The following is a 25,538-nucleotide window of genomic DNA, read 5'->3' on the forward strand; positions in this document are numbered from 1 at the left end:
CACCTCCCTACAGCTTGATTTCGATGTTCACGTCAGCCGGCAGGTCGAGACGCATGAGCGAGTCAACAGCCTTCGGCGTGGGATCGATGATGTCGATAAGACGCTTGTGCGTGCGCATTTCAAAGTGCTCGCGGCTGTCCTTGTACTTGTGCGGAGAGCGGATTACGCAGTACACGTTCTTCTCCGTGGGCAGCGGCACGGGGCCAACTACCGTTGCGCCTGCGCGCGTGACCGTCTCAACGATCTTCCGTGCTGAAACGTCAATGACCTCGTGGTCGTATGACTTCAGCCGGATGCGGATTTTTTGTCCCGCCATGTCGCCTGACTCTCTTTCAGTCTGTGCTTCCCCGGTTTAGGGCTGCCCTGTTCACTTTCTCGTTGTATGGCTGCCGAAGCATTTGAGGTCGTAACCACCATCCGCCGCACAAGCTGAATCCGGATAAATCCGGGTTCCTCAACCTGCCGGCGCAACCGACCCCCGCGGTCGGGCGTGTCGCGCTGAACACGCATACAAATCCGCAAATCCATTGGGGTGGGTTATGTTTGGTCTTCAACTTGGACCCTGCACCCGGCATTATCCGGATCGGGACGCGAAGAAGCGCTTGAACAACTCATCTAGTATGCCGGAAAACCACAGCAGATGCGAATCGGCTCCAGCACCACCCTCCTGCGGCCATTGCCGTGGGCAGGAACGGGCTGGATGATAGGGGCATGACCCTGGAAGGCACTGAATCGGTGACGGAACTGGCCGGGCGCGTGCCGCCGTCGTTCACCCTTGGCGTCGCTGCTGCGGCGTTCCAGATCGAAGGCGGAGTCAAAGCAGGGGGCCGCGGCCCCTCGGGATGGGATGCGTTCGCGGAGAAACCCGGCACGATCATGGACGGGCACTCCCCCGCCGTGGCCTGCGACCATTACAACAGGCTGCCGGAGGACGTAGCCCTGCTCAAGGAGCTGGGGGTCGATTCCTACCGGTTCTCCCTGTCGTGGCCACGGATCCAGCCGGACGGGCAGGGCAGCTTCAACACGGAAGGCCTGGACTTCTACGACCGCCTGATTGACCAGCTCCTTGACGCCGGCATCTCTCCCATGGCAACCCTCTACCACTGGGACACCCCCTTGCCGCTCGAGCATCGCGGCGGCTGGCTGAACCGTGATACGGCCAAACGGTTTGGCGAGTACGCCAGTGCCGCCGGGGAGCGGTTCGGGGACCGCGTGGCCCAATGGGTCACCCTCAACGAACCCGTCTCGGTCACCCTGAACGGATATGCACTGGGCGTGCATGCCCCGGGCCGCCGGTTGATGTTCAATGCACTTCCCGCCGTCCACCACCAGCTCCTGGCACACGGGCTCGGAGTGCAGGCGCTGCGGGCAGCGGGCGTAGCCGGCGGCGTGGGCATCACCAACCTCCACTCCCCCGTCAGGCCCGCCAGCCGGAAGGTCGGTGACCGGCTCGTTGCCCACCTCTACGACCTGCTGATGAACAGGGTCTATGCCGACCCCGTCCTGCTGGGCCGGTACCCCTCGTTGCCGTTGTACGCCAGGCCCTGGCTGCGCTCCATTGGAAAAATCTCCGATGCGGATCTCAAGACGATCCACCAGCCCCTGGACTTCTACGGACTCAACTACTACTTCCCCGTCAAGGTGGCCCTGGGACCGGGCATCACCCCGATGCCAGCCGACATGCACCAGGAACTCGCCAAGCTGCCCTTCCATGAGGTGGGCTACCCGGAGTTCGGCAGCACGGGGTTCGGCTGGCCTGTGGCACCGGAGCACCTGGGCATCGTGCTCCAGGAATTGCGGGACCGCTACGGGCAGGCCCTTCCCCCGGTGTATATCACCGAGGGCGGCGCGAGCTTCCCGGAACCAGACCGCGTTTCCGGGACGCTCGAAGATTCGGAGCGCGTGGACTATCTCGCGACGCACCTTGGCGCAGCGCTTGAGGCCACTGCCCCCGGCGGCAACGCGGAAGGCGTGGACCTGCGCGGCTATTACGTGTGGACGCTCATGGACAACTTTGAGTGGGCCGCAGGCTATTCGCAGCGTTTCGGCCTGGTCCACGTGGACTTCGATTCGCTGCAGCGAACTCCGAAGAGGTCCTTCTACTGGTACCAGGCGCTGTCCCGCGCGCGCAGCAAGCGGCAGGGCTAGCCCCCGTCAGCCGCGGCCCATCAGCGTGAGGAAGATCAGGACGCAGTTCAGGCCCACGATCAGGGTGGCACTTGTCCAGCCGGCAATCCGCAGCGGCTTGGAGTCGGCGTGAATCCCCATCACTTCCCGGCTGCCCGTGAGGCGGATCAGCGGAATGAGGGCGAACGGGATACCAAAACTCAGGAGAACCTGGCTGAGGACCAACGCCAGTGTGGGCTCGACGCCGGCACCCAGGACCACCAGCGCCGGAACCAGCGTGACGGTGCGGCGGACCATCAGCGGGATCCTCGTCTTCAGCAGGCCGCCCATGATGGTGGCCCCGGCGTAGCATCCCACCGACGTGGATGCCAGCCCTGAAGCCAGGAGACCTACAGCGAAGACGACGCCGATAACCGGCCCGAGTGCCGACGTGACAGCTGCGTGCGCACCGGCGATAGTATCGGTCCCCTCCACGCCCCGGAGGCTGGTGGCAGCCAACAGCAGCATCGCGACGTTCACGACGCCGGCAAGCACCAGGGCGCCTGCGACATCAACGCGCGTAGCGCGGATTAGTCGGGTCCTTACCCGGGGGTCGCTGGAAAATCCGTGCCGGTCACGCGCGAGGGCGGAGTGCAGGTAGATGGCGTGTGGCATGACGGTGGCTCCAAGCATGCTCGCTGCAAGCAAGACGGTGTCGGATCCCTCGAAGCGGGGGACGAGTCCGGCCAGGGCGCCGCCGACGTCCGGCGGAGCTACGAACAGGCCCGAGACGAAGCCCACGGCGATCACGCCCAGAAGGGTCAGGATAGCGAGCTCAAAAGACCTTTGGCTGCGGCGCGACTGCAGCGTCAGGAGCACCATGGAGGCCACTCCAATCACGACGCCGCCAGCCAGCAGGGGCAGGCCGAACAGCAGGTTGAGCGCCACGGCCCCGCCGATGACCTCGGCCATGTCGGTGGCTCCGGCAACCACCTCGGCCTGCAGCCAGTAGGCGCGGCGGCGCTTGGTTCCCAGTCGCCTGCCCAGGATCTCCGGCAGGCTCATCCCGGTGGCAAGTCCCAACTTGGCGGACTGGTACTGGATCAGTACGGCCATGGCATTGGCGCCCACCAGGACCCACACCAGCAGGTATCCGAAGTTCGCTCCTGCGGTCAGGTTCGCCGCGACATTTCCCGGGTCCACGTAGGCGATAGCTGCCACGAACGCCGGCCCAAGCAGCAGGAGGCGTGACCAGGCCTTCTTGGTGGCGGGTTTCGCCGTCATGGTTGGAACAGCCATCAGGTGTCCTCGTCGTTGGGGGCGTTACTAAGACGAGGATACCGCGAATTTAGGTCTACCGAAAAGTAGGAATAAGGCACACCTGTACCGGGGCGCCGGCTGCAGCTACTGGTTCTTGTTTGCCCGGTTGATCCGCTTGGCACGGTCGATCTCGTGGCGGAAGTTTCGTCTGACCCAGAACACCCCGGCCACGACGGCAACCGCGATAATGAGGAATATCAGCCATCCCATAATGAGCTCCTTTCGGTGCTGCAACAGTATCAGGGCAAAAAGAAAGCCCCGCTGCTCGAAGCAGCGGGGCTTTCCTGTGGATTCAGCGTGGGCCGTGGCCCGGCAGAACCTTGATCAACAAGGACTACTTGATGATCTTGGTAACGCGTCCCGAACCAACGGTGCGGCCGCCTTCGCGGATTGCGAAGCCGAGGCCCTCTTCCATAGCGATGGGCTGGATGAGCGCAACGGTCATCTCAGTGTTGTCGCCGGGCATAACCATTTCCGTGCCCTCGGGCAGGGTGATAACGCCGGTTACGTCCGTGGTACGGAAATAGAACTGCGGGCGGTAGTTGGAGTAGAACGGGTTGTGACGTCCGCCTTCGTCCTTGGAGAGGATGTAGACGTTGGCCTCGAAGTCGGTGTGCGGGGTGATGGAACCCGGCTTGACGACAACCTGGCCACGCTCGACATCGTCGCGCTTCAGACCACGGAGCAGGAGGCCACAGTTCTCGCCGGCCCATGCTTCGTCGAGCTGCTTGTGGAACATCTCGATACCAGTAACCGTGGTCTTCTGGACCGGGCGGATACCAACGATCTCGACCTCAGAGTTGATGGCGAGGGTTCCACGCTCGGCGCGGCCCGTAACAACGGTGCCACGGCCGGTGATGGTGAAGACGTCCTCGATCGGCATCAGGAACGGCTTGTCACGGTCACGTACGGGGTCCGGAACAGACTCGTCGACAGCAGCCATCAGGTCCTCAACGGACTTGACCCACTCCGGGTCGCCTTCCAGGGCCTTGAGGCCGGAAACGCGGACAACCGGAGCGTTGTCGCCATCGAAGCCCTGCGAGCTCAGGAGCTCACGAACTTCCATTTCGACGAGGTCCAGCAGTTCCTCATCGTCAACCATGTCAGCCTTGTTCAGAGCGACCAGCAGGTAGGGAACACCAACCTGGCGGGCGAGCAGAACGTGCTCACGGGTCTGAGCCATCGGGCCGTCGGTAGCAGCAACCACGAGGATTGCGCCGTCCATCTGGGCAGCACCGGTGATCATGTTCTTGATGTAGTCAGCGTGGCCGGGGGCGTCAACGTGTGCGTAGTGACGCTTCTCGGTCTGGTACTCCACGTGGGAGATGTTGATGGTAATACCGCGCTGACGCTCTTCGGGTGCAGAGTCGATCGACGCGAAGTCACGCTTCTCGTTGAGAGTCGGGTACTTGTCGTACAGCACCTTGGAAATGGCGGCCGTCAGCGTCGTCTTACCGTGGTCAACGTGACCAATGGTGCCGATGTTGACGTGCGGCTTAGTCCGCTCGAACTTTGCCTTTGCCACAGGTTCCTCCTAGAACGTTTTCAAATGACATACCCTCCTGCCGCTCTTGTCGCGGCAGAAACTCAGGTAAGTCTACTTGGGGGGCTTTGGATTGGTGAAATTGCAGATTCAGGAACTAATACTAGTCCCTAGAGCCTGTTCGTGCAGATGGCCGGAATCCGGTCTGGACCGTAGCCGGCCACCTGCACCGGCTGTGCTTTCCGTTGCCGGCAAGCGCACCCGAGTTTGTTGCTTTGAGAAGTCCGGAGACTATTCGCCGCGGGTCTTCTGGATGATCTCGTCGGCAACTGCCTTCGGGACCTCGGCGTAGCTGTTGAAGGTCATGGAGTACACAGCGCGGCCCTGGGTCTTGGAGCGCAGGTCACCGATGTAGCCGAACATGCCGGACAGCGGAACGTGCGCACGGATGACCTTGACGCCCTGTGCATCTTCCATGGACTGCATCTGGCCACGGCGGGAGTTGAGGTCACCGATAACTTCACCCATGTATTCCTCAGGGGTGCGGACCTCTACATCCATCAGCGGTTCAAGCAGTACAGGGTTCGCCTTGCGTGCAGCTTCCTTGAAAGCCATACGGCCGGCGATCTTGAACGCCATTTCCGAAGAGTCAACATCGTGGTATGCGCCGTCGATCAGCGTGGCCTTGATGCCGACAACCGGGTATCCGGCCAGGACGCCGTCGTTCAGTGCGTCCTGGATGCCCGCGTCAACAGACGGGATGTACTCACGGGGAACGCGGCCACCGGTGACCTTGTTCTCGAACTCGTACAGCTCGCCCTCGGCGGTGTCCAGCGGCTCGATCGCGATCTGGATCTTTGCGAACTGACCCGAACCACCGGTCTGCTTCTTGTGCGTGTAGTCGTGGCGTTCGACGGCGCGCTTGATGGTTTCGCGGTAGGCAACCTGGGGCTTGCCCACGTTTGCCTCGACCTTGAATTCGCGGCGCATGCGGTCCACCAGGATGTCCAGGTGGAGCTCGCCCATGCCGGCGATGATGGTCTGGCCGGTGTCTTCGTTGAGGGACACCTGGAAGGTGGGGTCCTCAGCGGAGAGCTTCTGGATGGCCGTGGAGAGCTTCTCCTGGTCGCCCTTGGTGTTCGGCTCGATGGCAACCGAGATCACGGGCTCCGGGAAGCTCATGGACTCGAGCACGATCTGGTTGTTGGCATCACACAGGGTGTCACCCGTGGTGGTGTCCTTCAGGCCGATGGCTGCGTAGATGTGGCCGGCGGTAGCGCCCTCAACGGGCATTTCCTTGTTGGCGTGCATCTGGAACAGCTTGCCGATGCGCTCCTTCTTGCCCTTGGTGGAGTTGACCACCTGGGCGCCTGCTTCCACGTGACCGGAGTACACGCGGATGAAGGTGAGCTGGCCGAAGAAGGGGTGAGCAGCAATCTTGAATGCCAGGGCCGAGAACGGCTCCTCGGCGGAAGGCTTGCGGGTCAGTTCCTTCTCTTCGTCGCGGGGGTCGTGGCCGACCATCGGGGGGACGTCCAGCGGGTTCGGCAGGTAGTCCACAACTGCGTCGAGCATGGGCTGAACGCCACGGTTCTTGAATGCGGAACCGCAGAAGATCGGGTAGAGCTCGGAGTTGATGGTCATCTTGCGGATGCCGGCCTTGAGCTCGTCGATCGAGATCTCTTCACCCTCGAGGTACTTCTCCATGAGTTCCTCGGACGACTCGGCGACGGTCTCAACGAGGTTCGCGCGGTATTCCTCAGCCTTTTCCTGAAGGTCAGCCGGGATCTCGCGGATCTCGTACTTGGCACCCATGGTGACGTCACCCTTGGCATCGCCGGGCCACACCAGGGCGCGCATGTAGAGCAGGTCGACGACGCCGATGAAGTCGTTCTCGGCACCGATAGGCAGCTGCATGACCAGCGGCTTGGCACCGAGGCGGCTGATGATGGTGTCTACGGTGAAGTAGAAGTCAGCACCCAGCTTGTCCATCTTGTTGACGAAGCAGATACGCGGGACGTTGTACTTGTCAGCCTGGCGCCACACGGTCTCGGACTGCGGCTCAACGCCTTCCTTGCCATCGAAGACGGCAACTGCACCGTCGAGGACGCGCAGGGAGCGCTCAACCTCAACCGTGAAGTCCACGTGGCCGGGGGTGTCGATGATGTTGATCTGGTTGTTTTCCCAGAAGCAGGTCACGGCGGCAGACGTGATGGTGATGCCGCGTTCCTTTTCCTGTTCCATCCAGTCGGTGGTCGAAGCGCCGTCGTGCGTTTCGCCGATCTTGTGGTTCACACCCGTGTAGAACAGGATGCGCTCGGTTGTGGTGGTCTTGCCGGCATCAATGTGGGCCATGATGCCGATGTTGCGGACCTTGCTAAGGTCGGTAAGCACGTCCTGTGCCACGGGGTCTCCTTTTGGGATGGACTACACGTTCGCCGCCGGCTCGGTTGAGCCGGCGGCGTCCGGGGAGTATTACCAGCGGTAGTGTGCGAAGGCCTTGTTGGACTCGGCCATCTTGTGGGTGTCTTCGCGACGCTTCACAGCGGCACCGAGACCGTTGGACGCATCCAGGATTTCGTTCTGGAGGCGTTCGGTCATCGTCTTTTCGCGGCGGGCCTTGGAGTAGCCGACCAGCCACCGCAGGGCGAGTGCGGTGGAGCGGCCCGGCTTGACCTCAACCGGAACCTGGTAGGTGGCGCCACCGACACGGCGGGAGCGGACCTCGAGCGAAGGCTTGACGTTATCCATGGCCTTCTTCAGGGCTGCAACGGGGTCGCCGCCGGACTTGGCGCGTGCGCCTTCGAGTGCACCGTAGACGATGCGCTCTGCCGTGGACTTCTTGCCGTCAACAAGCACCTTGTTGATGAGCTGGGTTACCAGCGGGGAACCGTATACCGGATCCGAAACGAGCGGCCGCTTGGGGGCCGGACCCTTGCGAGGCATATTACTTCTTCTCCATCTTTGCGCCGTAGCGGCTGCGGGCCTGCTTACGGTTCTTCACGCCCTGGGTATCGAGGGCGCCACGGACGATCTTGTAGCGGACACCCGGGAGGTCCTTAACACGACCACCGCGAACGAGCACAATGGAGTGCTCCTGCAGGTTGTGGCCAACACCGGGGATGTAGGCGGTAACTTCCACGCCGCCGTTGAGGCGCACACGTGCCACCTTACGCAGAGCCGAGTTCGGCTTCTTCGGGGTGGTGGTGTAGACGCGGGTGCAAACACCGCGGCGCATGGGGCTGCCCTTAAGCGCGGGAGCCTTGGTCTTTGAGACCTTAGGCGTGCGGCCCTTGCGGACCAGCTGGTTAATCGTAGGCACTCTCGTGTTCTCCGTTTTATCCGGAGTGGCTGTTTCCGGCCACTCTCCTGTTGCGTTGCCCCGCCGCCCGGGCCCTGAAGGAAATCTCCATGACGGCGAAGGCGAAGCCTTTAATAGTCGGATCGCACACCGGGCGGAACCTTCATTCCAACAGTTCCCCAGGCATGCAAAAATGTGGCATACGTTGCACAAGAACCCTGCAAACCGGAAACGTCGCTCTGGTCCAGCCTTTCAGCTGATACCGGCGCACTCATCCACTGCCACAATAACAATTGGTAATAAGTCTAGCATGGACAGGCTCCATGCCTTAATCGACGGGTTAAACGGGGATGGTCCCCCACCGTACGGTGCGGGACCATCCCTGCGGCTAAGCCGGCTTCAGCGGATCAGCGGAAGTCGTTGCCCAGGTCGTAGTCATCCAGCGGGATGGCGTGGAACTCGGGAGCTCCATCACCGCCCAGGGTGTCGTACGAGAAGTCACTGAATGCGCTGGGGCCGGTGAACAGGTTGGCCTTTGCTTCCTCAGTGGGCTCCACGGTGACCTCGGTGTAGCGCGGGAGGCCCGTGCCGGCCGGGATCAGCTTACCTATGATGACGTTTTCCTTCAGGCCCAGCAGCGGATCGCTCTTGCCTTCCATGGCCGCCTGCGTCAGGACGCGGGTGGTCTCCTGGAAGGAAGCTGCCGACAGCCAGGACTCCGTGGCCAGCGACGCCTTGGTGATGCCCATGAGCTCGGGACGTCCGGAAGCCGGAGTCTTGCCCTCGGACACAACGCGGCGGTTGGCCTCCTCGAAGCGGCTGCGCTCGGCGAGCTCGCCGGGCAGCAGGTCGGATTCACCGGATTCGATGACCGTGACGCGGCGCAGCATCTGGCGGACGATAACCTCGACGTGCTTGTCGTGGATACCGATGCCCTGGCTGCGGTACACGCCCTGGACCTCGTCCACCAGGAACTTCTGTGCCGCACGCGGGCCCATGATGCGCAGGACCTGCTTGGGGTCCACCGGGCCGTTGATCAGCTTCTGTCCAACGGCGACGTGGTCGCCGTCTTCGATCAGCAGGCGAGAACGGCGCAGGACCGGGTAAGCGATCTCTTCCGATCCGTCGTCCGGGGTGATGACCAGGCGCATCTGGCGCTCGGACTCTTCGATGGTGATGCGGCCGGCTGCTTCAGCAATCGGTGCAACACCCTTCGGAGTACGGGCTTCGAAGAGCTCCTGGATACGGGGCAGACCCTGGGTGATGTCGTCACCACCGCCGGCGGAGACAGCACCACCGGTGTGGAACGTACGCATGGTCAGCTGGGTACCGGGTTCACCGATGGACTGTGCGGCGATGATGCCCACGGCCTCGCCGATGTCCACGGTCTTGCCGGTGGCCAGCGAACGGCCGTAGCACAGGGCGCAGGTACCGACGCTGGACTCACAGGTGAGTACGGAGCGGACCTTGACCTCGGTGATGCCTGCCTTGAAGAGCTCAGCGATCACCACGTCGCCGCAGTCGGTGCCGGCAGCTGCGAGGACGTTGCCCTCGGAGTCCACGACGTCGACCGCCAGCGTACGTGCGTAGGCGCTGTTCTCCACGTTCTCGTCCAGGACGAGCTCACCGTTGGAATCGGCGACGGCGATGGGCGTGACCAGGCCGCGCTCGGTGCCGCAGTCCTCTTCACGGACGATGACGTCCTGCGAGACGTCCACCAGACGACGGGTCAGGTAACCCGAGTTGGCGGTACGCAGGGCGGTATCGGCCAGACCCTTACGGGCACCGTGCGTGGCGATGAAGTATTCCAGCACCGACAGGCCCTCACGGTAGGAGGACTTGATGGGGCGCGGGATGATCTCACCCTTCGGGTTGGCCACCAGGCCACGGATACCCGCGATCTGGCGGACCTGCATCCAGTTACCACGTGCACCGGAGGACACCATGCGGTTGATGGTGTTCATCGGGGACAGGCTCTCGCGCATCACCGAGGCGATGTCGTTGGTGGCCTTGTTCCAGATTTCGATCAGTTCCTGGCGGCGCTCGTCGTCGTCGATCAGGCCCTTGTCGTACTGGCCCTGGATCTTGGCGGCGCGTTCCTCGTACCCGGCGAGGATTTCCGGCTTGGCAGCAGGAACCTCGATGTCGGAGATGGCAACGGTGACGCCCGAACGGGTGGCCCAGTAGAAACCGGCGTCCTTCAGGTTGTCCAGCGTTGCCGCGGTAACAACCTTCGGGTAGCGCTCGGCGAGGTCGTTGACGATGCGGGACAGTTCGCCCTTGTCGGCAACAGCTTCAACCCAGGGGTAGTCCTCGGGCAGGGTCTCGTTGAAGAGGACCTGGCCCAGGGAGGTCTGGACGAGTGCGGGCTGACCCTGCTCCCAGCCTTCCGGAGCTTCCCAGCCGGCGTACGGCACGAAGCCTTCGAGGCGGATCTTGACCTGCGAGTTCAGGTGCAGCTCGCGGGCGTCGAACGCCATGATGGCCTCGGAGACCGAACCGAAGATCCGGCCTTCACCGGCTGAACCCTTGCGCTTGGTGGTCAAGTGGTACAGGCCGATGATCATGTCCTGCGAGGGCAGGGTGACCGGACGTCCGTCGGACGGCTTCAGGATGTTGTTCGAGGACAGCATCAGGATGCGGGCCTCAGCCTGCGCCTCGGGGCTCAGCGGCAGGTGCACTGCCATCTGGTCGCCGTCGAAGTCGGCATTGAACGCGCCACAAACCAGCGGGTGCAGCTGGATTGCCTTGCCTTCAACAAGCTGCGGCTCGAACGCCTGGATGCCCAGGCGGTGCAGGGTAGGTGCACGGTTGAGCAGTACCGGGTGTTCGGTGATGATCTCTTCGAGCACGTCCCAGACCTGCGGGCGGTAGCGCTCCACCATCCGCTTGGCGGACTTGATGTTCTGGGCGTGGTTGAGGTCAACCAGGCGCTTCATCACGAACGGCTTGAACAGCTCCAGGGCCATCTGCTTGGGCAGGCCGCACTGGTGCAGCTTCAGCTGCGGGCCGACGACGATGACCGAACGGCCGGAGTAGTCGACGCGCTTGCCGAGGAGGTTCTGGCGGAAACGGCCCTGCTTGCCCTTGAGCATGTCGCTCAGGGACTTCAGCGGACGGTTGCCCGGTCCGGTGACCGGACGGCCGCGGCGGCCGTTGTCGAAGAGGCTGTCAACAGCTTCCTGAAGCATGCGCTTCTCGTTGTTGACGATGATCTCCGGAGCACCAAGGTCAAGCAGGCGCTTGAGGCGGTTGTTGCGGTTGATCACGCGGCGGTACAGGTCGTTGAGGTCGGAGGTCGCGAAGCGGCCACCGTCCAGCTGGACCATAGGGCGCAGTTCCGGCGGGATCACCGGGACGGCGTCGAGGACCATGCCAAGCGGGCTGTTGTTGGTGGTCAGGAATGCGTTGACCACCTTCAGGCGCTTCAGGGCACGGGTCTTGCGCTGGCCCTTGCCGTTGGCGATGACGTCGCGCAGTGCTTCGGACTCGGCCTGCATGTCGAAGTTCTCAAGGCGCTTCTTGATGGCTTCGGCACCCATGGAGCCTTCGAAGTACATGCCGTAGCGGTCGCGCAGTTCGCGGTACAGGCCTTCGTCACCTTCGAGGTCGGCGACCTTCAGGTTCTTGAAGCGGTCCCAGACCTGCTCGAGGCGCTCGATGTCGGCGTCGGCACGCTTGCGGACGTTGGCCATCTGGCGGTCGGCGGAGTCGCGGGCCTTCTTCTTGTCGGCAGCCTTGGCGCCTTCGCCCTCAAGGCGTGCAATTTCGCCTTCGAGGTCGCGGGCGATCGCGGCGATGTCGGCGTCGCGGTTGTCGATGAGCTGCTTCTTCTCGATGTCGTGCTCAACCTGCAGGTTGGGCAGTTCCTCGTGGCGGGCGGCCTCGTCAACGCTGGTGATCATGTAAGCAGCGAAGTAGATGACCTTTTCGAGGTCCTTCGGTGCCAGGTCAAGGAGGTAGCCCAGGCGGGAGGGAACACCCTTGAAGTACCAGATGTGGGTGACGGGAGCGGCGAGCTCGATGTGGCCCATGCGCTCACGGCGGACCTTGGCGCGGGTGACTTCGACGCCACAGCGCTCACAGATGATGCCCTTGAAGCGCACGCGCTTGTACTTGCCGCAGTAGCATTCCCAGTCGCGGGACGGGCCGAAGATCTTCTCGCAGAAGAGGCCGTCCTTCTCGGGCTTGAGCGTGCGGTAGTTGATGGTTTCCGGCTTCTTAACCTCGCCGTACGACCAGCCGCGGATGTCTTCCGCGGTGGCGAGGCCGATCTGCATGAGGCCGAAGGAGGATTCGCTGGACATATGGTCCCTGTTCTCTCTTGTTCTCTAAATTCTGAAGTCTTAGGTGCGGGATGAGGGAGGTGGCGTTCGACGGCGGGTGCGCACCCGCCGTCGAACGCTTACCTTCTAGACCTCTTCTACGGAGCTGGGCTCTGCACGAGACAGATCGATGCCCAGTTCCTCCGCAGCCGTGAAGACTGCGTCATCAGAGTCACGCATTTCAATCGTGGTTCCGTCCGTGGAAAGGACTTCCACGTTCAGGCACAGCGACTGCATTTCCTTGATCAAGACCTTGAAGGATTCGGGAACGCCCGGCTCGGGGATGTTCTCGCCCTTGACGATGGCTTCGTAGACCTTCACACGACCGTGGATGTCGTCAGACTTGATCGTGAGCAGTTCCTGGAGCGTGTAGGCGGCGCCGTAGGCTTCGAGCGCCCACACTTCCATTTCACCGAAGCGCTGGCCACCGAACTGTGCCTTACCACCCAGCGGCTGCTGCGTGATCATGGAGTACGGACCGGTGGAGCGTGCGTGGATCTTGTCGTCCACCAGGTGGTGGAGCTTCAGGATGTACATGTAGCCGACCGAGATCGGATCCGGGAACGGCTCGCCGGAGCGGCCGTCGAACAGACGGGTCTTGCCGGAGGAGTTGATCAGGCGGTCACCGTCGCGGGTCACGTTGGTGGAATCCAGCAGGCCCGTGATTTCCTCTTCGCGGGCGCCGTCGAACACCGGCGTTGCAACAGTGGTGGGACCACTCTCGCGCGGCAGGTTGGGCAGCTGCTTGACCCACTCGGGCTCGCCTTCGATCTTCCAACCGGTCTTGGCAACCCAGCCAAGGTGGGTTTCGAGCACCTGGCCCACGTTCATACGGCCCGGAACACCCAGCGGGTTCAGGACGATGTCAACGGGGGTGCCGTCGGCGAGGAAGGGCATGTCCTCCACGGGGAGGATCTTGGAGATAACACCCTTGTTGCCGTGGCGGCCGGCGAGCTTGTCGCCGTCGGTGATCTTGCGCTTGGCGGCAACGTACACGCGGACCAACTGGTTGACGCCCGGGGGCAGCTCGTCGTCGTTGTCACGGTCGAAGACGCGGACGCCGATGACGGTGCCGGACTCGCCGTGGGGAACCTTCAGGGAGGTGTCACGCACTTCGCGGGACTTCTCGCCGAAGATGGCGCGCAGCAGGCGCTCTTCCGGAGTCAGTTCGGTTTCACCCTTCGGGGTGACCTTTCCGACCAGGATGTCCCCTGCCTCAACCTCGGCACCGATGTGGATGATGCCGCGCTCGTCCAGGCCTGCCAGGACTTCCTCGGACACGTTGGGGATGTCACGGGTGATTTCCTCGGCACCAAGCTTGGTGTCGCGGGCATCGATCTCGTGCTCCTCGATGTGGATGGAGGAAAGAACGTCCTCGGCAACAATGCGCTGCGAGAGGATGATGGCGTCCTCGAAGTTGTGGCCTTCCCATGACATGAATGCCACGAGCAGGTTCTTGCCGAGGGCGAGCTCACCCTGGTCCGTTGCCGGGCCGTCGGCGATGATGCCGCCAACTTCCAGGCGCTGGCCTTCGTTGACCAGGACGCGGTGGTTGTAGCAGTTGCCCTGGTTCGAGCGGGCGAACTTGTTGATGCGGTAGTTGGTCTCCGTGCCGTCGTCGTTGAGCATGATGACGAGCTCGGCGGACACCTCGGTGACCACACCGGCCTTCTTGGCGATGACGACGTCGCCGGCGTCAACGGCTGCGGCGCGCTCCATGCCGGTGCCCACGAAGGGGGCCTCGGAACGGACCAGCGGCACGGCCTGGCGCTGCATGTTGGCACCCATGAGTGCACGGTTGGCGTCGTCGTGCTCCAGGAACGGGATCAGGGCGGTAGCCACGGACACCATCTGGCGCGGGGAAACGTCCATGAACTCGACGTCCTCGGCGGGCACGAGCACAGGCTCGCCTCCACCACCACGGGCACGGACCAGCACGGTGTCCTCGGCGAACTTGTTGTTCTCGTCCAGCGGCGCGTTGGCCTGGGCGATCAGCACTTCAGCCTCGTCGTCGGCCGTCAAGTACTGGACGTCGTCGGAAACGACGCCGTCCTTGACCAGGCGGTACGGGGTCTCGATGAAGCCGAACGGGTTGATGCGTCCGTAGGATGCCAGCGAACCGATCAGGCCAATGTTCGGGCCTTCAGGAGTTTCGATGGGGCACATACGTCCGTAGTGGGACGGGTGCACGTCACGGACTTCCATGCCGGCGCGGTCACGGGACAGACCACCGGGGCCCAGGGCCGACAGGCGGCGCTTGTGGGTCAGGCCCGAGAGCGGGTTGTTCTGGTCCATGAACTGCGACAGCTGGGAAGTTCCGAAGAACTCCTTGATGGCTGCAACCACGGGGCGGATGTTGATCAGGGTCTGCGGCGTGATGGCCTCGACGTCCTGGGTGGTCATACGCTCGCGGACAACGCGCTCCATACGGGACAGGCCGGTGCGGACCTGGTTCTCGATGAGCTCGCCGACGGCGCGGATGCGGCGGTTGCCGAAGTGGTCGATATCGTCGATTTCGACGCGCAGGTCCACTTCCTGGCCATCGCGGGTGCCCTTGATGGTCTTCTCGCCGGCGTGCAGCGCGACGAGGAACTTGATCATGGCAACGATGTCTTCAACGTGCAGGACCGAGGCTTCCTTGTCGCCAAGGGAGCGGTCGATGCCCAGCTTGCGGTTGATCTTGTAACGGCCAACCTTGGCCAGATCGTAGCGCTTGGAGTTGAAGTACAGGTTGTCCAGCAGCGACTGGGCAGCCTCGACGGTGGGCGGCTCGCCCGGACGCAGCTTGCGGTAGATGTCAAGCAGGGCGTCTTCGCGGGTTTCGGTGGCGTCCTTCTCCAGGGTTGCCCGCATGGAGTCATACTGGCCGAACTCTTCGAGGATCTGGCCTTCGGTCCAGCCCAGGGCCTTCAGCAGCACGGTTACGGACTGCTTGCGCTTCCGGTCGAGGCGGACGCCGACCTGGTCGCGCTTGTCGATCTCGAGCTCGAACCATGCACCGCGGGACGGGATGATCTTGGCGGTGAAGATGTCCTTGTCGCTGGTCTTGTCGGCAGCGCGCTCGAAGTAGGCGCCCGGCGAACGGACCAGCTGGGAGACGACGACACGCTCGGTGCCGTTGACAACGAAGGTGCCCTTCTCGGTCATCAGCGGGAAGTCACCCATGAACACGGTCTGCTGCTTGATTTCGCCCGTGTTGTTGTTCATGAACTCGGCCTTGACGTACAGCGGAGCCGAGTAGGTGGCGTCCCGGTCCTTGCACTCAGCCATGGTGTACTTGGGGTCAGCGAACTCCGGATCGGAGAAGCTCAGGGACATGGTGCCCTGGAAGTCCTCGATCGGGGAGATCTCTTCGAAGATGTCCGACAGGCCGGACGTGGTGGCGACGCTGAGATCGTTTTCTTCGACAGCCTTTGCCACGCGTGCCTGCCAGCGCTCATTGCCGACCAGCCAGTCAAAGCTGTCCGTCTGCAGGGCAAGCAGATTCGGAACGTCAAGGGGTTCGTGAATCTTTGCGAATGAGAGCCGGCGAGTGGCACCATCAGTGCTGTCGGCAGTGTTAGCGGTTTCGTTATTAGAGGTGCTCGAGGCGACCAAGAGGGATCCTTCCACAGACCTTCAGGCGTTTTCAGATCTCCCCCGCTGTGCACCCTGCGAAGTGACTCCGCAGCGCTACCATCCGGTTCCGCTATATGACCCGGGGCCCGGAACTGACTATGCTGTGACCGTGGTTACGGCACGTTGATTGCCAGCTGCCGGGCAAAGCCCACCGCTATATGAAGGCTGAAGGTAAACAGGGAAGACGCAAATATCTACGATACGGCAAAATAACCTACGTGTCTACCCCACAACCGGCCGGATTGCAAGCACCTGATTTTGGGCGGCAGAGACCCGCCGCATCCTAGAGCCGAAGCGTCACGCCCGCTGCAGTGCAGGCGCCGGCATTCGCGAACACCGCATCCCGGACCGCGTCCTGGGAAGCCTGTGCCGGCTTGCCCCCCATCGCCATGGAATGCACATAGCGGTTCCAGCGTTTGAATAGTTGGGTGACCAGGCTCACGATAGCCTTGGTGGCTTACAACGGAACCGGACTGAAAGTGGGAACCATGGCCAACTCTCCAGACAGCAATGACGTTGTCATCGTCGGGGCCGCGCGGACTCCGCAGGGCCGGATCAACGGCCAACTTTCCAGCCTCACGGCAGTGGACCTGGGGGCCCACGCCATCAAGGCCGCATTGGCGGGCAGTGGTGTGGACGCCTCCGACGTCGAGGCGGTGATCATGGGCCAGGTGCTCCAGGCGGGCGCGGGGCAGAATCCCGCACGGCAAAGCGCCATCGGCGCAGGCATCGGCTGGAACGTCCCTGCGGTGACAATCAACAAGGTGTGCCTTTCCGGCCTGACGGCGGTGATTGACGCCGCCCGGATGATCCGCGCCGGAGAGGCTTCGGTGGTGGTTGCGGGCGGCCAGGAGTCGATGAGCCGCGCGCCGCACCTGCTCCCGGGATCGCGCCAAGGCTGGACCTATGGATCCATTCAGGCGCTGGACGCGGCGGCCCATGACGGCCTGACCGATGCCTTCGACGGGCAGTCCATGGGCCTGTCCACGGAGACACGGAACCTCACCCTGGGTATCGACCGCGCGTCCCAGGACAACGTTGCGGCCCAGTCGCACCAGCGGGCTGCGCTGGCGGCAAAGAACGGAACGTTCGACGGCGAGATCGCACCTATCAGCGTCAAGCAGCGGAAGGGTGAGCCCCTGGTGGTCGACACCGACGAGGGGGTCCGTCCCAACACGTCAGTTGAATCACTGGCAGGCCTGCGTGCAGCGTTCGTCACCGACGGCACCATCACTGCCGGCAACTCCTCTCCCCTGTCCGACGGCGCCGCCGCACTGGTCCTCGCCTCACGCGGCTATGCGGAAGAGCACGGCCTGGAATACCTGGCTGTGGTGGGCAAGCCCGGGCAGGTGGCGGGACCGGACAACACCCTCCATTCGCAGCCGTCGAACGCGATCATGAATGCCCTCGGCAAGGCCGGCTGGAGCACGGGGGACCTGGACTTCGTCGAAATCAACGAGGCCTTCGGGTCCGTTGCCGTGCAGTCCCTCAAGGACCTCGACTACCCTCTGGAGAAGTGCAACATCCACGGCGGTGCCATCGCCCTGGGGCATCCCATTGGAGCTTCGGGGGCCCGCCTGGCCGCGCATGCGGCCCATGAGCTAAAGCGGCGGGGAACCGGTAAGGCGGCGGTGTCCCTCTGCGGCGGGGGCGGGCAGGGCGAGGCCCTCCTGCTGTACCGCGACTGATGGCGGGACTAGCCGGAAACGGCACGGGGGGCGCCGGTCGGGAACGGTTCCTGGCCGACGCCCAGGCCCGCGGGCTGAAGGTGGAGGTAGTGGAGCGGCCCCCTGCGCGAAGCCTTGACGAGGCTGCCGAGATCCTGGGCATCAGGCCGGCGGACATCGTAAAGTCCCTCGTGGTCAAGCACAAGGACGGGACCTTCCTGTTCGCCCTGATCCCCGGCGACCGGCAGATCTCCTGGCCAAAGCTCCGTGCCCTGGTGGGCGTGAACAAGCTCTCCCTCCCGGCCGCCGGGACCGCCCTTGAAGCGACAGGCTATGAGCGGGGCACCATCACCCCTCTCGGCAGCACCACCAGTTGGCCGGTCTACGCCGACGCCACCATCACCGGGCGCCGCATCTCCATGGGCGCCGGTGCCCACGGCTACAGCGCCTTCGTCGACGCTGACGCACTGACCGCAGCCCTGGACGCCGTGGTGGCGGACATCAGCGAACCCTCCTGAATCCCCCAAGCGCCTTAAAAGCAGGAAACCCCGCCCACCGAAGTGGACGGGGTTTCCTGAGGAAAAGGCGTTGTTACTTGAGGGTAACGGTGGCGCCTGCAGCCTCGAGCTGCTCCTTGGCCTTCTCGGCAGCTTCCTTGTTGGCGCCTTCGAGAACAGCCTTGGGGGCGCTGTCAACCAGGTCCTTGGCTTCCTTGAGGCCGAGGGAGGTGATGGCGCGAACTTCCTTGATGACCGCGATCTTCTTGTCGCCGGCAGATTCGAGGATGACGTCGAAGTCGGTCTTCTCTTCAGCCTCTTCAGCAGCGCCACCGGCAGCGGGGCCGGCAACAGCTACAGCAGCAGCGGTAACTTCGAAGGTCTCTTCGAAGAGCTTGACGAACTCGGAGAGCTCGATGATGGTCAGTTCCTTGAAAGCTTCAATGAGCTCTTCGTTGCTGAGCTTCGCCATGGTAGGCGTCCTTCCTGTTGTTGGTGTCCGAACGGCGCGTGGCTGTTCCGGCACCGGAGTCTGGTGGGGGTAAGAGAATTAGTTCTCTTCGGCAGCCGGAGCTTCGGCGGGTGCCTCGGCTTCAGCGGCGGGAGCTTCTTCAGCGGCAGGCGCTTCGGCAGCTGCCGGTGCACCGTTCTCTTCTTCAAGCTTGAGGCGCAGTGCGTCGATGATGCGGGCAGCTGCGGCGGCGGGCGCCTTGAGGACACCTGCAACCTTGGCGAGCTGCAGCTCACGGGACTCGAGGGCAGCCAGGGCTGCAACCTCGGTGGCGTCCAGCGCCTTGCCCTCGAAGTAACCGGTCTTGATGACCAGCTGCTTGTTGGCCTTGGCAAAATCCGTCAGGCTCTTGGCAGCGGCAACTGCGTCACCCTTGATGAACGCGATTGCAGTGGGGCCGGCAAGCTGGCCGTCGAATGCTTCGACGCCGGCTTCCTTGGCTGCAATGGCGGTCAGGGTGTTCTTGACGACCGCGAACTTGGTGTCCTGGCCGAGAGAAACACGCAGCTGCTTGAGCTGTGCAACGGTGAGCCCGCGGTATTCGGTCAGGACAGCGGCGTTCGATTCCTTGAAATCGTTAGTGATCTCAGCTACTGCTGAAACCTTGGTAGGCGTTGCCATAACCCTCCTTCCGGGGATAGTGCCGGTATTCGACGGTCCCCGCTCAAGAGAGCTAAAACTAAAAACGCCCCGCGCAGATGCACGGGGCTTGGCTCAACACGGCTTTACCGCGGAGCTTTGCTTCGTTCACCTGCGCCGGCCGCCCTGCGTTGAGGGTCCTTCGTCCGGAAAACCACTGGAACCCCCCGCGCACATCTGCAGAGTTGAGCCATGCTCAGGAGAGTGGATTTCCAACAACCGACGGTCTTTGGTACTGCCAGCTTACGCGAGGCCTTGCCGCTGCGCCAAATCGAGGTTCAGCTGGTGCTCGTGTGCAGCGTTGGCAGTTCCTTCTGCCAGATGCCCGTCACCCCGGCTGTCTGGAACCCAAGCTGCCTGTTGACCGTCAGGAGGTAACGGTTCTCAGGTGCGTTCCAGGTGTAGATAATGCGGGCGTCCGGAAACTGCTCGCTGAGCCGCACCATGTTCGCCACCTTGATCAGCAGCCCCAGTTTGTTGCCGCGGTGCTCCTGCAGCACCAGCGTGTCGTCCTGGAATACAACGTCCGCACGGTGCGCCAGCACCGTAATCGTGGTCAGTCCCACCAGGGACCCCGTGGCAATGTGCTCGACGGCGGTGACCACCGTTCTCCTGCCCTGCGCAATGGCGACGTCCTCGGCCTCGCGCAGGATGCCGCCGTCGAACACCATGTCCTGCTCAACCGGCACATCCAGGGACGGATCCACGTCCGCCCCCGCCTGGTTCTCCAGGACGGCCACGGCTTCCAGCCACCGGTCGGGGCACCGGTCCGTCCAGTGGTGGAGCCGGTACCGGCCGTTGTTCGCTTCCTCCGCTTCGGCCTGGAGGTCGGCCACCAGCTTGGTGTCCAGCGGCAGGAGGCATGAACTGAACTGCTCAATGTGCTGAAGCGTGTATCCGGTCTTCTGTGCGAACTCCACCTCACGGCTTTCCAGCGGCACGAACCCCTGCCCCGAGCCGGGAACCAACTGGGCCTGTTCAAACTCGTGCAGCGAGGCGCCGGGATGGTTCGTGTCCACCAGGATCATGGTCCGGCCTTCGCCCCTGGCCAGCTGCTCGGCGGCCTCGAGCAGGCGCCGCCCCACTCCCTGCCGCTGGAACTCGGGCAGGATGTCCAGGGTGAGCTCGGCGAGATCCAGGTGATCGGTGAGGGGCAACGCGATGTCCACAGTACCCACGATGGCGCCGTCCACCTTGGCCACCAGGATCAGCTGCCGCTCATACGGGTCCTCGAACTCCAGGAGCTTTTCCATGGGACCGTAAGCGAGGTCGTCACTCCCCCAGGTCTGCATCCGCACTTTGCGGCCCACCTCGACGGCGGCCAGGAAGTCCGCAGCGTCCGGGGTGTCCAGTGAGTCGGGAATCCAGAGCTGCTCGATCTTCACGTCTATTGCCATTCGGGCATCATCCCAGCTGTTTCTGCCGCTCACCTTCAAAGCCGGCGGGCCTGAATCCGAGTGCGGTATTTAGGGCCAGCATATGCTGGTTTCCGCTGGCATTCCATGTCAAAACCGAGCGCGGCGGCGCCAGTGGGACGAAAAGAAGACCGCCCCGGCGCGGTGGCGCAGGGACGGTCTTCGGGTGCTCCGGGAATCAATTCCCGGGCAGGGACTTCATTGAGGACTACGCCTCGGTGAGCACCTTGGTGACGTTGGGGTCAACGGAGATGCCCGGGCCGAACGTGGTGGCAACGGTGGCCTTCTGGATGTAGCGGCCCTTCGCAGCGGACGGCTTGAGGCGAAGGACCTCTTCCAGTGCTGCTGCGTAGTTCTCGGCCAGCTTCACGGCGTCGAAGGAAACCTTGCCGATGATGAAGTGCAGGTTGGAGTGCTTGTCGACGCGGAAGTCGATCTTGCCACCCTTGATGTCGTTGACGGCCTTGGTGACATCGGGGGTCACGGTGCCCGTCTTCGGGTTCGGCATCAGGTTACGCGGACCCAGGACCTTGCCGAGGCGGCCAACCTTGCCCATGAGGTCAGGGGTGGCAACGGCGGCGTCGAAGTCGGTCCAGCCGCCGGCGATCTTTTCGATCAGGTCGTCGGAACCAACGAAGTCGGCGCCGGCTGCGATTGCAGCCTCAGCCTTGTCACCCGTGGCGAAGACCAGGACGCGGGCGGTCTTACCGGTGCCGTGGGGCAGGTTGACCGTGCCGCGGACCATCTGGTCAGCCTTGCGGGGGTCCACGCCGAGGCGGAAAGCAACCTCAACGGTGGCGTCGAACTTGGACGGGTTGGTGTCCTTGGCCAGCGTTACTGCCTCGAACGGTGCGTAGTGCTTGGTCGCATCGATCTTGGCGGCTGCTGCCTCATATGCTTTGCTGCGCTTTGCCATGCTGCTTATTTCTCCTTGTGCAGTTGTGGTCTGCGGACCGCGCTGGGCCCTGCCACAGTCGGTGATCCGGTTCGTTATCCGGGCCGGATGACCAACATTTCAATTATTTTGGTGCCGGTGTCCCGGCGGTGCCGCCCGTCGTCGTCAATTGCACTGACGCTGGACAGCGGTAAAGGGTATTAGCCCTCGACGGTGATGCCCATGGAGCGGGCGGTGCCGGCGATGATCTTCGCTGCGCCTTCGAGGCTGGTGGCGTTGAGGTCTTCCATCTTGGTGGAGGCGATCTCGTTGACCTGGGCCTGGGTCAGCTTGGCAACCTTGACGGTGTGCGGGGTGGATGAACCCTTGGCAACGCCTGCAGCCTTCTTGATGAGCTCTGCAGCCGGCGGGGTCTTGGTGATGAACGTGAAGGAACGGTCCTCGTAGACCGTGATTTCCACGGGGATGACGTTTCCGCGCTGGGCTTCCGTCGCAGCGTTGTACGCCTTGCAGAATTCCATGATGTTGACACCGTGCTGGCCAAGCGCAGGACCGATCGGCGGGGCCGGGTTGGCGGCACCTGCCTGGATCTGCAGCTTGATGAGGCCGGTGACCTTCTTCTTGGGAGCCAATGTAGGGTCCTTCTCTCAATAACGTCCTGGGGCACAGGAGCGTGCCTCAGGTTTTTGGCCGCCATGGCAAGGCGGCCGGCCGTTCCGGTGCAGCTAAGCGGGCGGCGCCGGAACGAATTCTAGGAATCTCAGATCTTGGTGACCTGGTTGAACGCCAGGGTGACGGGCGTTTCGCGCTCGAAGATGGAGACCAGCACCACGAGGGTCTGGGACTCGGGCTTGATCTCGGAGATCGTGGCGGGAAGGGTTTCGAACGGGCCTTCCTTGACGATGACGGACTCGCCGACCTCGAAGTCAACAGCCACGGGAACCTGGTTCTGCTTGTTGACCGGCTTGCCCTTCTCGGCCTGCTCCTCTTCGAAGACGGGGGCGAGCATGGAGAAGACTTCATCCAAACGCAGCGGGACCGGGTTGTGGGCATTGCCCACGAAGCCGGTGACGCCGGGGGTGTGGCGGACGGCGCCCCAGGAGGCGTCGGTCAGGTCCATGCGGACCAGGACGTAGCCGGGGATGCGGACGCGGTTGATCACCTTGCGCTGGGCGTTCTTGATCTCCACGACTTCTTCCATGGGCACCTGGATTTCGAAGATGTAATCTTCCATGTCCAGGGTCTGGATGCGGGTCTCCAGGTTGGCCTTCACGCGGTTTTCGTAGCCGGCGTAGGAGTGGATGACGTACCAGTCACCTTCCTGGCGGCGCAGCTTGGCCTTGAACTCCTCTGCGGGGTCCGCGGCCGCGGTGGCTGCCGCTGCGGCAAGGGCGTCGGTCTCTTCGCCATCGACATCCGCTGAGTCGGCTTCGGATGCCTCTGCATCGTCGGAGGCGGCATCATCGGACTCGGGCGCGGAGGACTCAACCTCGGACTCTTCACCGGCTTCCGCCGTGACGTCCTGGGATTCTTCCAACCCGGTCTCGGTTACCTCGAGCTCCTGCTCAGACACTTGGTCTCCTGCTTCCTCATTGCCTAACATGCCTATTTAAATGGCTCAATTCCGCACACCGGCGCTTCCTTCCGGTTTCCCGGGGAAACACGCGGCCTGCGGACCGTCCAGCCCTAGTGGTCCGTGGGGCCGGTACCGCCGAAGACCCAGCCGACAGCGGTTCCGAAACCAATGTCCAGCAGGCTGACGATGACCATCATGATGGCCACGAACACCAGCACCACGAGCGTGTAGTTGATCAGTTCCTTGCGGGTGGGGGCAACAACCTTCTTCAGTTCGCCAATGATCTGGCGGACAAAGAGTGCAATGCGGGCGAAGAAGTTTGCCTTGGCTTCCTTCTTAGCTGGGCGGCCCTTGGAGCTGCTGGCAGCTGTTTCGGTCACCTGGTCCTCGCTCATCTTTGCAATGGTGGATTACCCGGCCCTGATCAGAACCATGGTTGCTGCGCCTGCCCCGGGCTTTCGCCCGGAGCAGCTTGCGCAGGGCAGACAGGACTCGAACCTGCAACCTGCGGTTTTGGAGACCGCTGCGCTACCAATTGCGCCACTACCCTATGGAGTGAAATCCACTCTTTGACGGCCCAACACCCAGCTTGAACTGGGGCGCACGCCATCATCCGTGTTTCAACACCGGTGAACCAGTCTACGCAAGAAGTCCGCGTAGGTAAAACCGGCCCGGCCGGCCCATCTGGAGTCCGGCCTGAAACCTGCCGCGCTGGGCAGTCATAAATCAAAACCGGCACCCCGGAGGGTCCGGTGAACAGCATAGAGTAGAACTCGTCGAATCCCACATTCCAGCCATCCCGGCTGCAAGCGAAGAACGGACCTGCCATGTCTGCCGCCCGCGTTTCCCAACGCATTTCCGCAATTGCCGAATCCGCAACCCTGGCCGTTGACGCCAAGGCCAAGGCGCTCAAGGCAGCTGGCCGGCCGGTTATCGGCTTCGGCGCGGGCGAACCCGACTTTCCCACGCCGGACTACATCGTCAAGGCCGCCATCGAGGCTGCCGGCCAACCCAAGTACCACCGCTACTCCCCTGCGGGCGGGCTGCCTGAGCTGAAGAAGGCCATCGCGGAGAAGACCCTGCGCGATTCGGGCTACACCGTGGACCCGTCACAGGTACTGGTCACCAACGGCGGCAAGCAGGCGGTTTACAACACCTTCGCCACCTTGGTGGATCCAGGCGACGAGGTCATCGTGCCGGCTCCGTTCTGGACCACCTACCCGGAGGCCATCCGGCTGGCGGGCGGCGTGCCCGTGGAGGTCTTCGCCGGACCGGAACAGGACTACCTGGTCACCGTCGAACAGCTCGAAGCAGCCGTAACGGACCGGACCAAGATCCTGCTGTTCGTCTCGCCGTCGAACCCCACCGGCGCTGTCTACTCCCCGGAACAGGTGGCGGAGATCGGCAAGTGGGCAGCTGCCAAGGGCCTCTGGGTTGTCACGGACGAGATCTACGAACACCTGACCTACGACGGCGTCCCCTTCACCTCCATCGCAACGGCGGCCCCCGAATTGGGCGACAAGGTGGTCATCCTCAACGGCGTAGCCAAGACGTACGCCATGACGGGCTGGCGCGTGGGCTGGATGATCGGCCCGGCCGATGTCATCAAGGCCGCCACCAACCTGCAGTCCCACGCCACCTCCAACGTGTCCAACATCATGCAGGTCGCCGCCCTCGCTGCCGTCTCCGGCCCGCTGACCGCCGTCGACGAGATGAAGGTTGCGTTTGACCGCCGCCGCAAGGCCATCGTCGCAGGCCTGAACGCGATCGAGGGCGTGGAATGCCCGACGCCGAAGGGTGCCTTCTACGTGTACGCGGACGTGCGTGCGCTGCTGGGCAAGGAATTCCCGACGGCGTCCGGCACCGCCACCCCGCAGACCTCCGCCGAGCTGGCGTCGCTGATCCTCGACGAGGTTGAGGTGGCAGTGGTTCCCGGCGAGGCCTTCGGGCCCTCCGGCTTCCTGCGTCTCTCCTACGCCCTGGGCGATGAGGACCTGGCCACCGGCGTCCAGCGCCTGCAGGACTTCCTGGGCAAGGCCCAGTAACGCCCCATCACCTTCCGCAGGCCAAAATCCAAACGCCCGCCCACTTCCTTAGGGAAGTGAGCGGGCGTTTGGATTTAACGCGCAGGAGCTGATGGGGCGTGTGGAGAAAAGCTGCCAAAGGTGATGGGGCGTGGGGGTTT

21 protein-coding genes, 1 tRNA gene and 1 pseudogene are annotated in these 25,538 nt (G+C 63.2%); 4 read left to right on the forward strand and 19 right to left on the reverse strand.

Annotation, left to right across the window (positions count from 1 at the left end; all coding sequences use genetic code 11):
- Nucleotides 1-7: 7 nt before the first annotated feature.
- Nucleotides 8-316 (reverse strand): 30S ribosomal protein S10, encoded by a 309-nt coding sequence (gene rpsJ / locus J2X98_RS03645; protein ID WP_003803825.1) that lies wholly within the window; start codon nt 314-316, stop codon nt 8-10.
- Nucleotides 317-711: 395 nt separating this feature from the next.
- Between rpsJ and J2X98_RS03650 the strand changes: the two genes are divergently transcribed.
- A complete protein-coding gene (locus J2X98_RS03650) occupies nt 712-2,148 on the forward strand; it encodes a GH1 family beta-glucosidase (RefSeq protein WP_307304348.1) in 1,437 nt (478 codons plus the stop codon).
- Nucleotides 2,149-2,154: 6 nt separating this feature from the next.
- Here the strand turns inward: J2X98_RS03650 and J2X98_RS03655 are convergent, their stop codons facing one another.
- The 9 genes from J2X98_RS03655 to J2X98_RS03695 form a co-directional block, all read right to left on the reverse strand.
- Nucleotides 2,155-3,405, reverse strand: coding sequence for an Nramp family divalent metal transporter (locus tag J2X98_RS03655; protein ID WP_307304351.1), 1,251 nt, complete (start codon nt 3,403-3,405; stop codon nt 2,155-2,157).
- A 105-nt stretch (nt 3,406-3,510) separates the two neighbouring features.
- Nucleotides 3,511-3,636: a hypothetical protein gene (locus J2X98_RS03660; RefSeq protein ID WP_256398176.1), complete on the reverse strand. Its 126-nt coding sequence runs from the start codon at nt 3,634-3,636 to the stop codon at nt 3,511-3,513.
- A gap of 124 nt (nt 3,637-3,760) precedes the next feature.
- The gene (gene tuf, locus J2X98_RS03665) at nt 3,761-4,951 is read right to left on the reverse strand and encodes an elongation factor Tu (protein ID WP_018760460.1); all 1,191 of its coding nucleotides are present in this window, start codon (nt 4,949-4,951) and stop codon (nt 3,761-3,763) included.
- 249 nt (nt 4,952-5,200) lie between these two features.
- Nucleotides 5,201-7,315, reverse strand: a complete 2,115-nt coding sequence (gene fusA / locus J2X98_RS03670; RefSeq protein ID WP_141942684.1) for an elongation factor G — start codon at nt 7,313-7,315, stop codon at nt 5,201-5,203.
- 69 nt (nt 7,316-7,384) lie between these two features.
- Entirely contained in the window at nt 7,385-7,855 is a 471-nt protein-coding gene (rpsG, locus tag J2X98_RS03675) for a 30S ribosomal protein S7 (RefSeq protein ID WP_003803829.1), read from the reverse strand.
- A 1-nt stretch (nt 7,856) separates the two neighbouring features.
- Nucleotides 7,857-8,231, reverse strand: a complete 375-nt coding sequence (gene rpsL / locus J2X98_RS03680) for a 30S ribosomal protein S12 (RefSeq protein ID WP_009358312.1) — start codon at nt 8,229-8,231, stop codon at nt 7,857-7,859.
- A 386-nt stretch (nt 8,232-8,617) separates the two neighbouring features.
- Nucleotides 8,618-12,517 carry a DNA-directed RNA polymerase subunit beta' gene (locus tag J2X98_RS03685; protein ID WP_141942686.1) on the reverse strand — a complete coding sequence of 1,300 codons (3,900 nt, stop codon included), beginning with the start codon at nt 12,515-12,517 and terminating at the stop codon, nt 8,618-8,620.
- 105 nt (nt 12,518-12,622) lie between these two features.
- On the reverse strand, nt 12,623-16,132 hold the full coding sequence (rpoB, locus tag J2X98_RS03690) for a DNA-directed RNA polymerase subunit beta (RefSeq protein ID WP_141942688.1): 3,510 nt from the start codon (nt 16,130-16,132) through the stop codon (nt 12,623-12,625).
- A gap of 304 nt (nt 16,133-16,436) precedes the next feature.
- On the reverse strand, nt 16,437-16,595 hold the full coding sequence (locus tag J2X98_RS03695) for a hypothetical protein (protein WP_307304366.1): 159 nt from the start codon (nt 16,593-16,595) through the stop codon (nt 16,437-16,439).
- A gap of 46 nt (nt 16,596-16,641) precedes the next feature.
- Here J2X98_RS03695 and J2X98_RS03700 point away from each other — a divergent pair, with 46 nt between their 5' ends.
- Both J2X98_RS03700 and J2X98_RS03705 read left to right on the forward strand, forming a co-directional pair.
- Complete coding sequence (locus J2X98_RS03700; protein ID WP_307304863.1) at nt 16,642-17,841, forward strand: acetyl-CoA C-acetyltransferase; 1,200 nt, start codon at nt 16,642-16,644, stop codon at nt 17,839-17,841.
- Nucleotides 17,841-18,338, forward strand: a complete 498-nt coding sequence (locus J2X98_RS03705) for an aminoacyl-tRNA deacylase (protein WP_307304369.1) — start codon at nt 17,841-17,843, stop codon at nt 18,336-18,338. Before J2X98_RS03700 ends, J2X98_RS03705 begins: the two co-directional genes overlap by 1 nt.
- A 73-nt stretch (nt 18,339-18,411) precedes the next feature.
- On the opposite strand, the gene rplL is transcribed toward J2X98_RS03705, so the two are convergent.
- From rplL to J2X98_RS03750, 9 genes and pseudogenes are all read right to left on the reverse strand, one after another.
- Nucleotides 18,412-18,789 carry a 50S ribosomal protein L7/L12 gene (rplL, locus tag J2X98_RS03710; RefSeq protein ID WP_141942694.1) on the reverse strand — a complete coding sequence of 126 codons (378 nt, stop codon included), beginning with the start codon at nt 18,787-18,789 and terminating at the stop codon, nt 18,412-18,414.
- A gap of 78 nt (nt 18,790-18,867) precedes the next feature.
- On the reverse strand, nt 18,868-19,449 hold the full coding sequence (rplJ, locus tag J2X98_RS03715) for a 50S ribosomal protein L10 (protein WP_141942696.1): 582 nt from the start codon (nt 19,447-19,449) through the stop codon (nt 18,868-18,870).
- Between the two features lie 296 nt (nt 19,450-19,745).
- Nucleotides 19,746-20,864 (reverse strand): GNAT family N-acetyltransferase, encoded by a 1,119-nt coding sequence (locus tag J2X98_RS03720; protein ID WP_141942698.1) that lies wholly within the window; start codon nt 20,862-20,864, stop codon nt 19,746-19,748.
- A 7-nt stretch (nt 20,865-20,871) separates the two neighbouring features.
- Nucleotides 20,872-20,985: pseudogene (locus J2X98_RS03725) on the reverse strand (GNAT family N-acetyltransferase); the annotation flags it as partial.
- Nucleotides 20,986-21,090: 105 nt separating this feature from the next.
- Nucleotides 21,091-21,798 carry a 50S ribosomal protein L1 gene (gene rplA, locus J2X98_RS03730; RefSeq protein WP_043456064.1) on the reverse strand — a complete coding sequence of 236 codons (708 nt, stop codon included), beginning with the start codon at nt 21,796-21,798 and terminating at the stop codon, nt 21,091-21,093.
- A 179-nt stretch (nt 21,799-21,977) separates the two neighbouring features.
- Nucleotides 21,978-22,409, reverse strand: coding sequence for a 50S ribosomal protein L11 (rplK, locus tag J2X98_RS03735; RefSeq protein ID WP_018760472.1), 432 nt, complete (start codon nt 22,407-22,409; stop codon nt 21,978-21,980).
- 128 nt (nt 22,410-22,537) lie between these two features.
- Complete coding sequence (gene nusG / locus J2X98_RS03740) at nt 22,538-23,350, reverse strand: transcription termination/antitermination protein NusG (protein ID WP_141942700.1); 813 nt, start codon at nt 23,348-23,350, stop codon at nt 22,538-22,540.
- Nucleotides 23,351-23,463: 113 nt separating this feature from the next.
- Nucleotides 23,464-23,748, reverse strand: coding sequence for a preprotein translocase subunit SecE (secE, locus tag J2X98_RS03745; protein WP_141942702.1), 285 nt, complete (start codon nt 23,746-23,748; stop codon nt 23,464-23,466).
- Nucleotides 23,749-23,830: 82 nt separating this feature from the next.
- Nucleotides 23,831-23,903 (reverse strand) — tRNA-Trp (locus J2X98_RS03750).
- A 277-nt stretch (nt 23,904-24,180) separates the two neighbouring features.
- Between J2X98_RS03750 and J2X98_RS03755 the strand changes: the two genes are divergently transcribed.
- On the forward strand, nt 24,181-25,398 hold the full coding sequence (locus J2X98_RS03755; RefSeq protein ID WP_307304387.1) for a pyridoxal phosphate-dependent aminotransferase: 1,218 nt from the start codon (nt 24,181-24,183) through the stop codon (nt 25,396-25,398).
- Nucleotides 25,399-25,538 lie beyond the last annotated feature (140 nt).

The organism is Pseudarthrobacter enclensis (assembly GCF_030811655.1).
Taxonomy (GTDB): domain Bacteria; phylum Actinomycetota; class Actinomycetes; order Actinomycetales; family Micrococcaceae; genus Arthrobacter; species Arthrobacter enclensis_A.

Excerpts from the sequence above, each read along its gene's own strand:
- J2X98_RS03655 (WP_307304351.1), bottom strand. The coding sequence starts at position 3,405 with ATGGCTGTTCCAACCATGACGGCGAAACCCGCCACCAAGAAGGCCTGG.
- rpsG (WP_003803829.1), bottom strand. The coding sequence starts at position 7,855 with ATGCCTCGCAAGGGTCCGGCCCCCAAGCGGCCGCTCGTTTCGGATCCG.
- J2X98_RS03685 (WP_141942686.1), bottom strand. The coding sequence starts at position 12,517 with ATGTCCAGCGAATCCTCCTTCGGCCTCATGCAGATCGGCCTCGCCACC.
- rplL (WP_141942694.1), bottom strand. The coding sequence starts at position 18,789 with ATGGCGAAGCTCAGCAACGAAGAGCTCATTGAAGCTTTCAAGGAACTG.
- rplA (WP_043456064.1), bottom strand. The coding sequence starts at position 21,798 with ATGGCAAAGCGCAGCAAAGCATATGAGGCAGCAGCCGCCAAGATCGAT.
- J2X98_RS03650 (WP_307304348.1), top strand. The coding sequence starts at position 712 with ATGACCCTGGAAGGCACTGAATCGGTGACGGAACTGGCCGGGCGCGTG.
- secE (WP_141942702.1), bottom strand. The coding sequence starts at position 23,748 with ATGAGCGAGGACCAGGTGACCGAAACAGCTGCCAGCAGCTCCAAGGGC.
- J2X98_RS03700 (WP_307304863.1), top strand. The coding sequence starts at position 16,642 with ATGGCCAACTCTCCAGACAGCAATGACGTTGTCATCGTCGGGGCCGCG.
- rplJ (WP_141942696.1), bottom strand. The coding sequence starts at position 19,449 with ATGGCAACGCCTACCAAGGTTTCAGCAGTAGCTGAGATCACTAACGAT.
- rpsJ (WP_003803825.1), bottom strand. The coding sequence starts at position 316 with ATGGCGGGACAAAAAATCCGCATCCGGCTGAAGTCATACGACCACGAG.
- J2X98_RS03720 (WP_141942698.1), bottom strand. The coding sequence starts at position 20,864 with ATGGCAATAGACGTGAAGATCGAGCAGCTCTGGATTCCCGACTCACTG.
- J2X98_RS03755 (WP_307304387.1), top strand. The coding sequence starts at position 24,181 with ATGTCTGCCGCCCGCGTTTCCCAACGCATTTCCGCAATTGCCGAATCC.
- J2X98_RS03660 (WP_256398176.1), bottom strand. The coding sequence starts at position 3,636 with ATGGGATGGCTGATATTCCTCATTATCGCGGTTGCCGTCGTGGCCGGG.
- J2X98_RS03705 (WP_307304369.1), top strand. The coding sequence starts at position 17,841 with ATGGCGGGACTAGCCGGAAACGGCACGGGGGGCGCCGGTCGGGAACGG.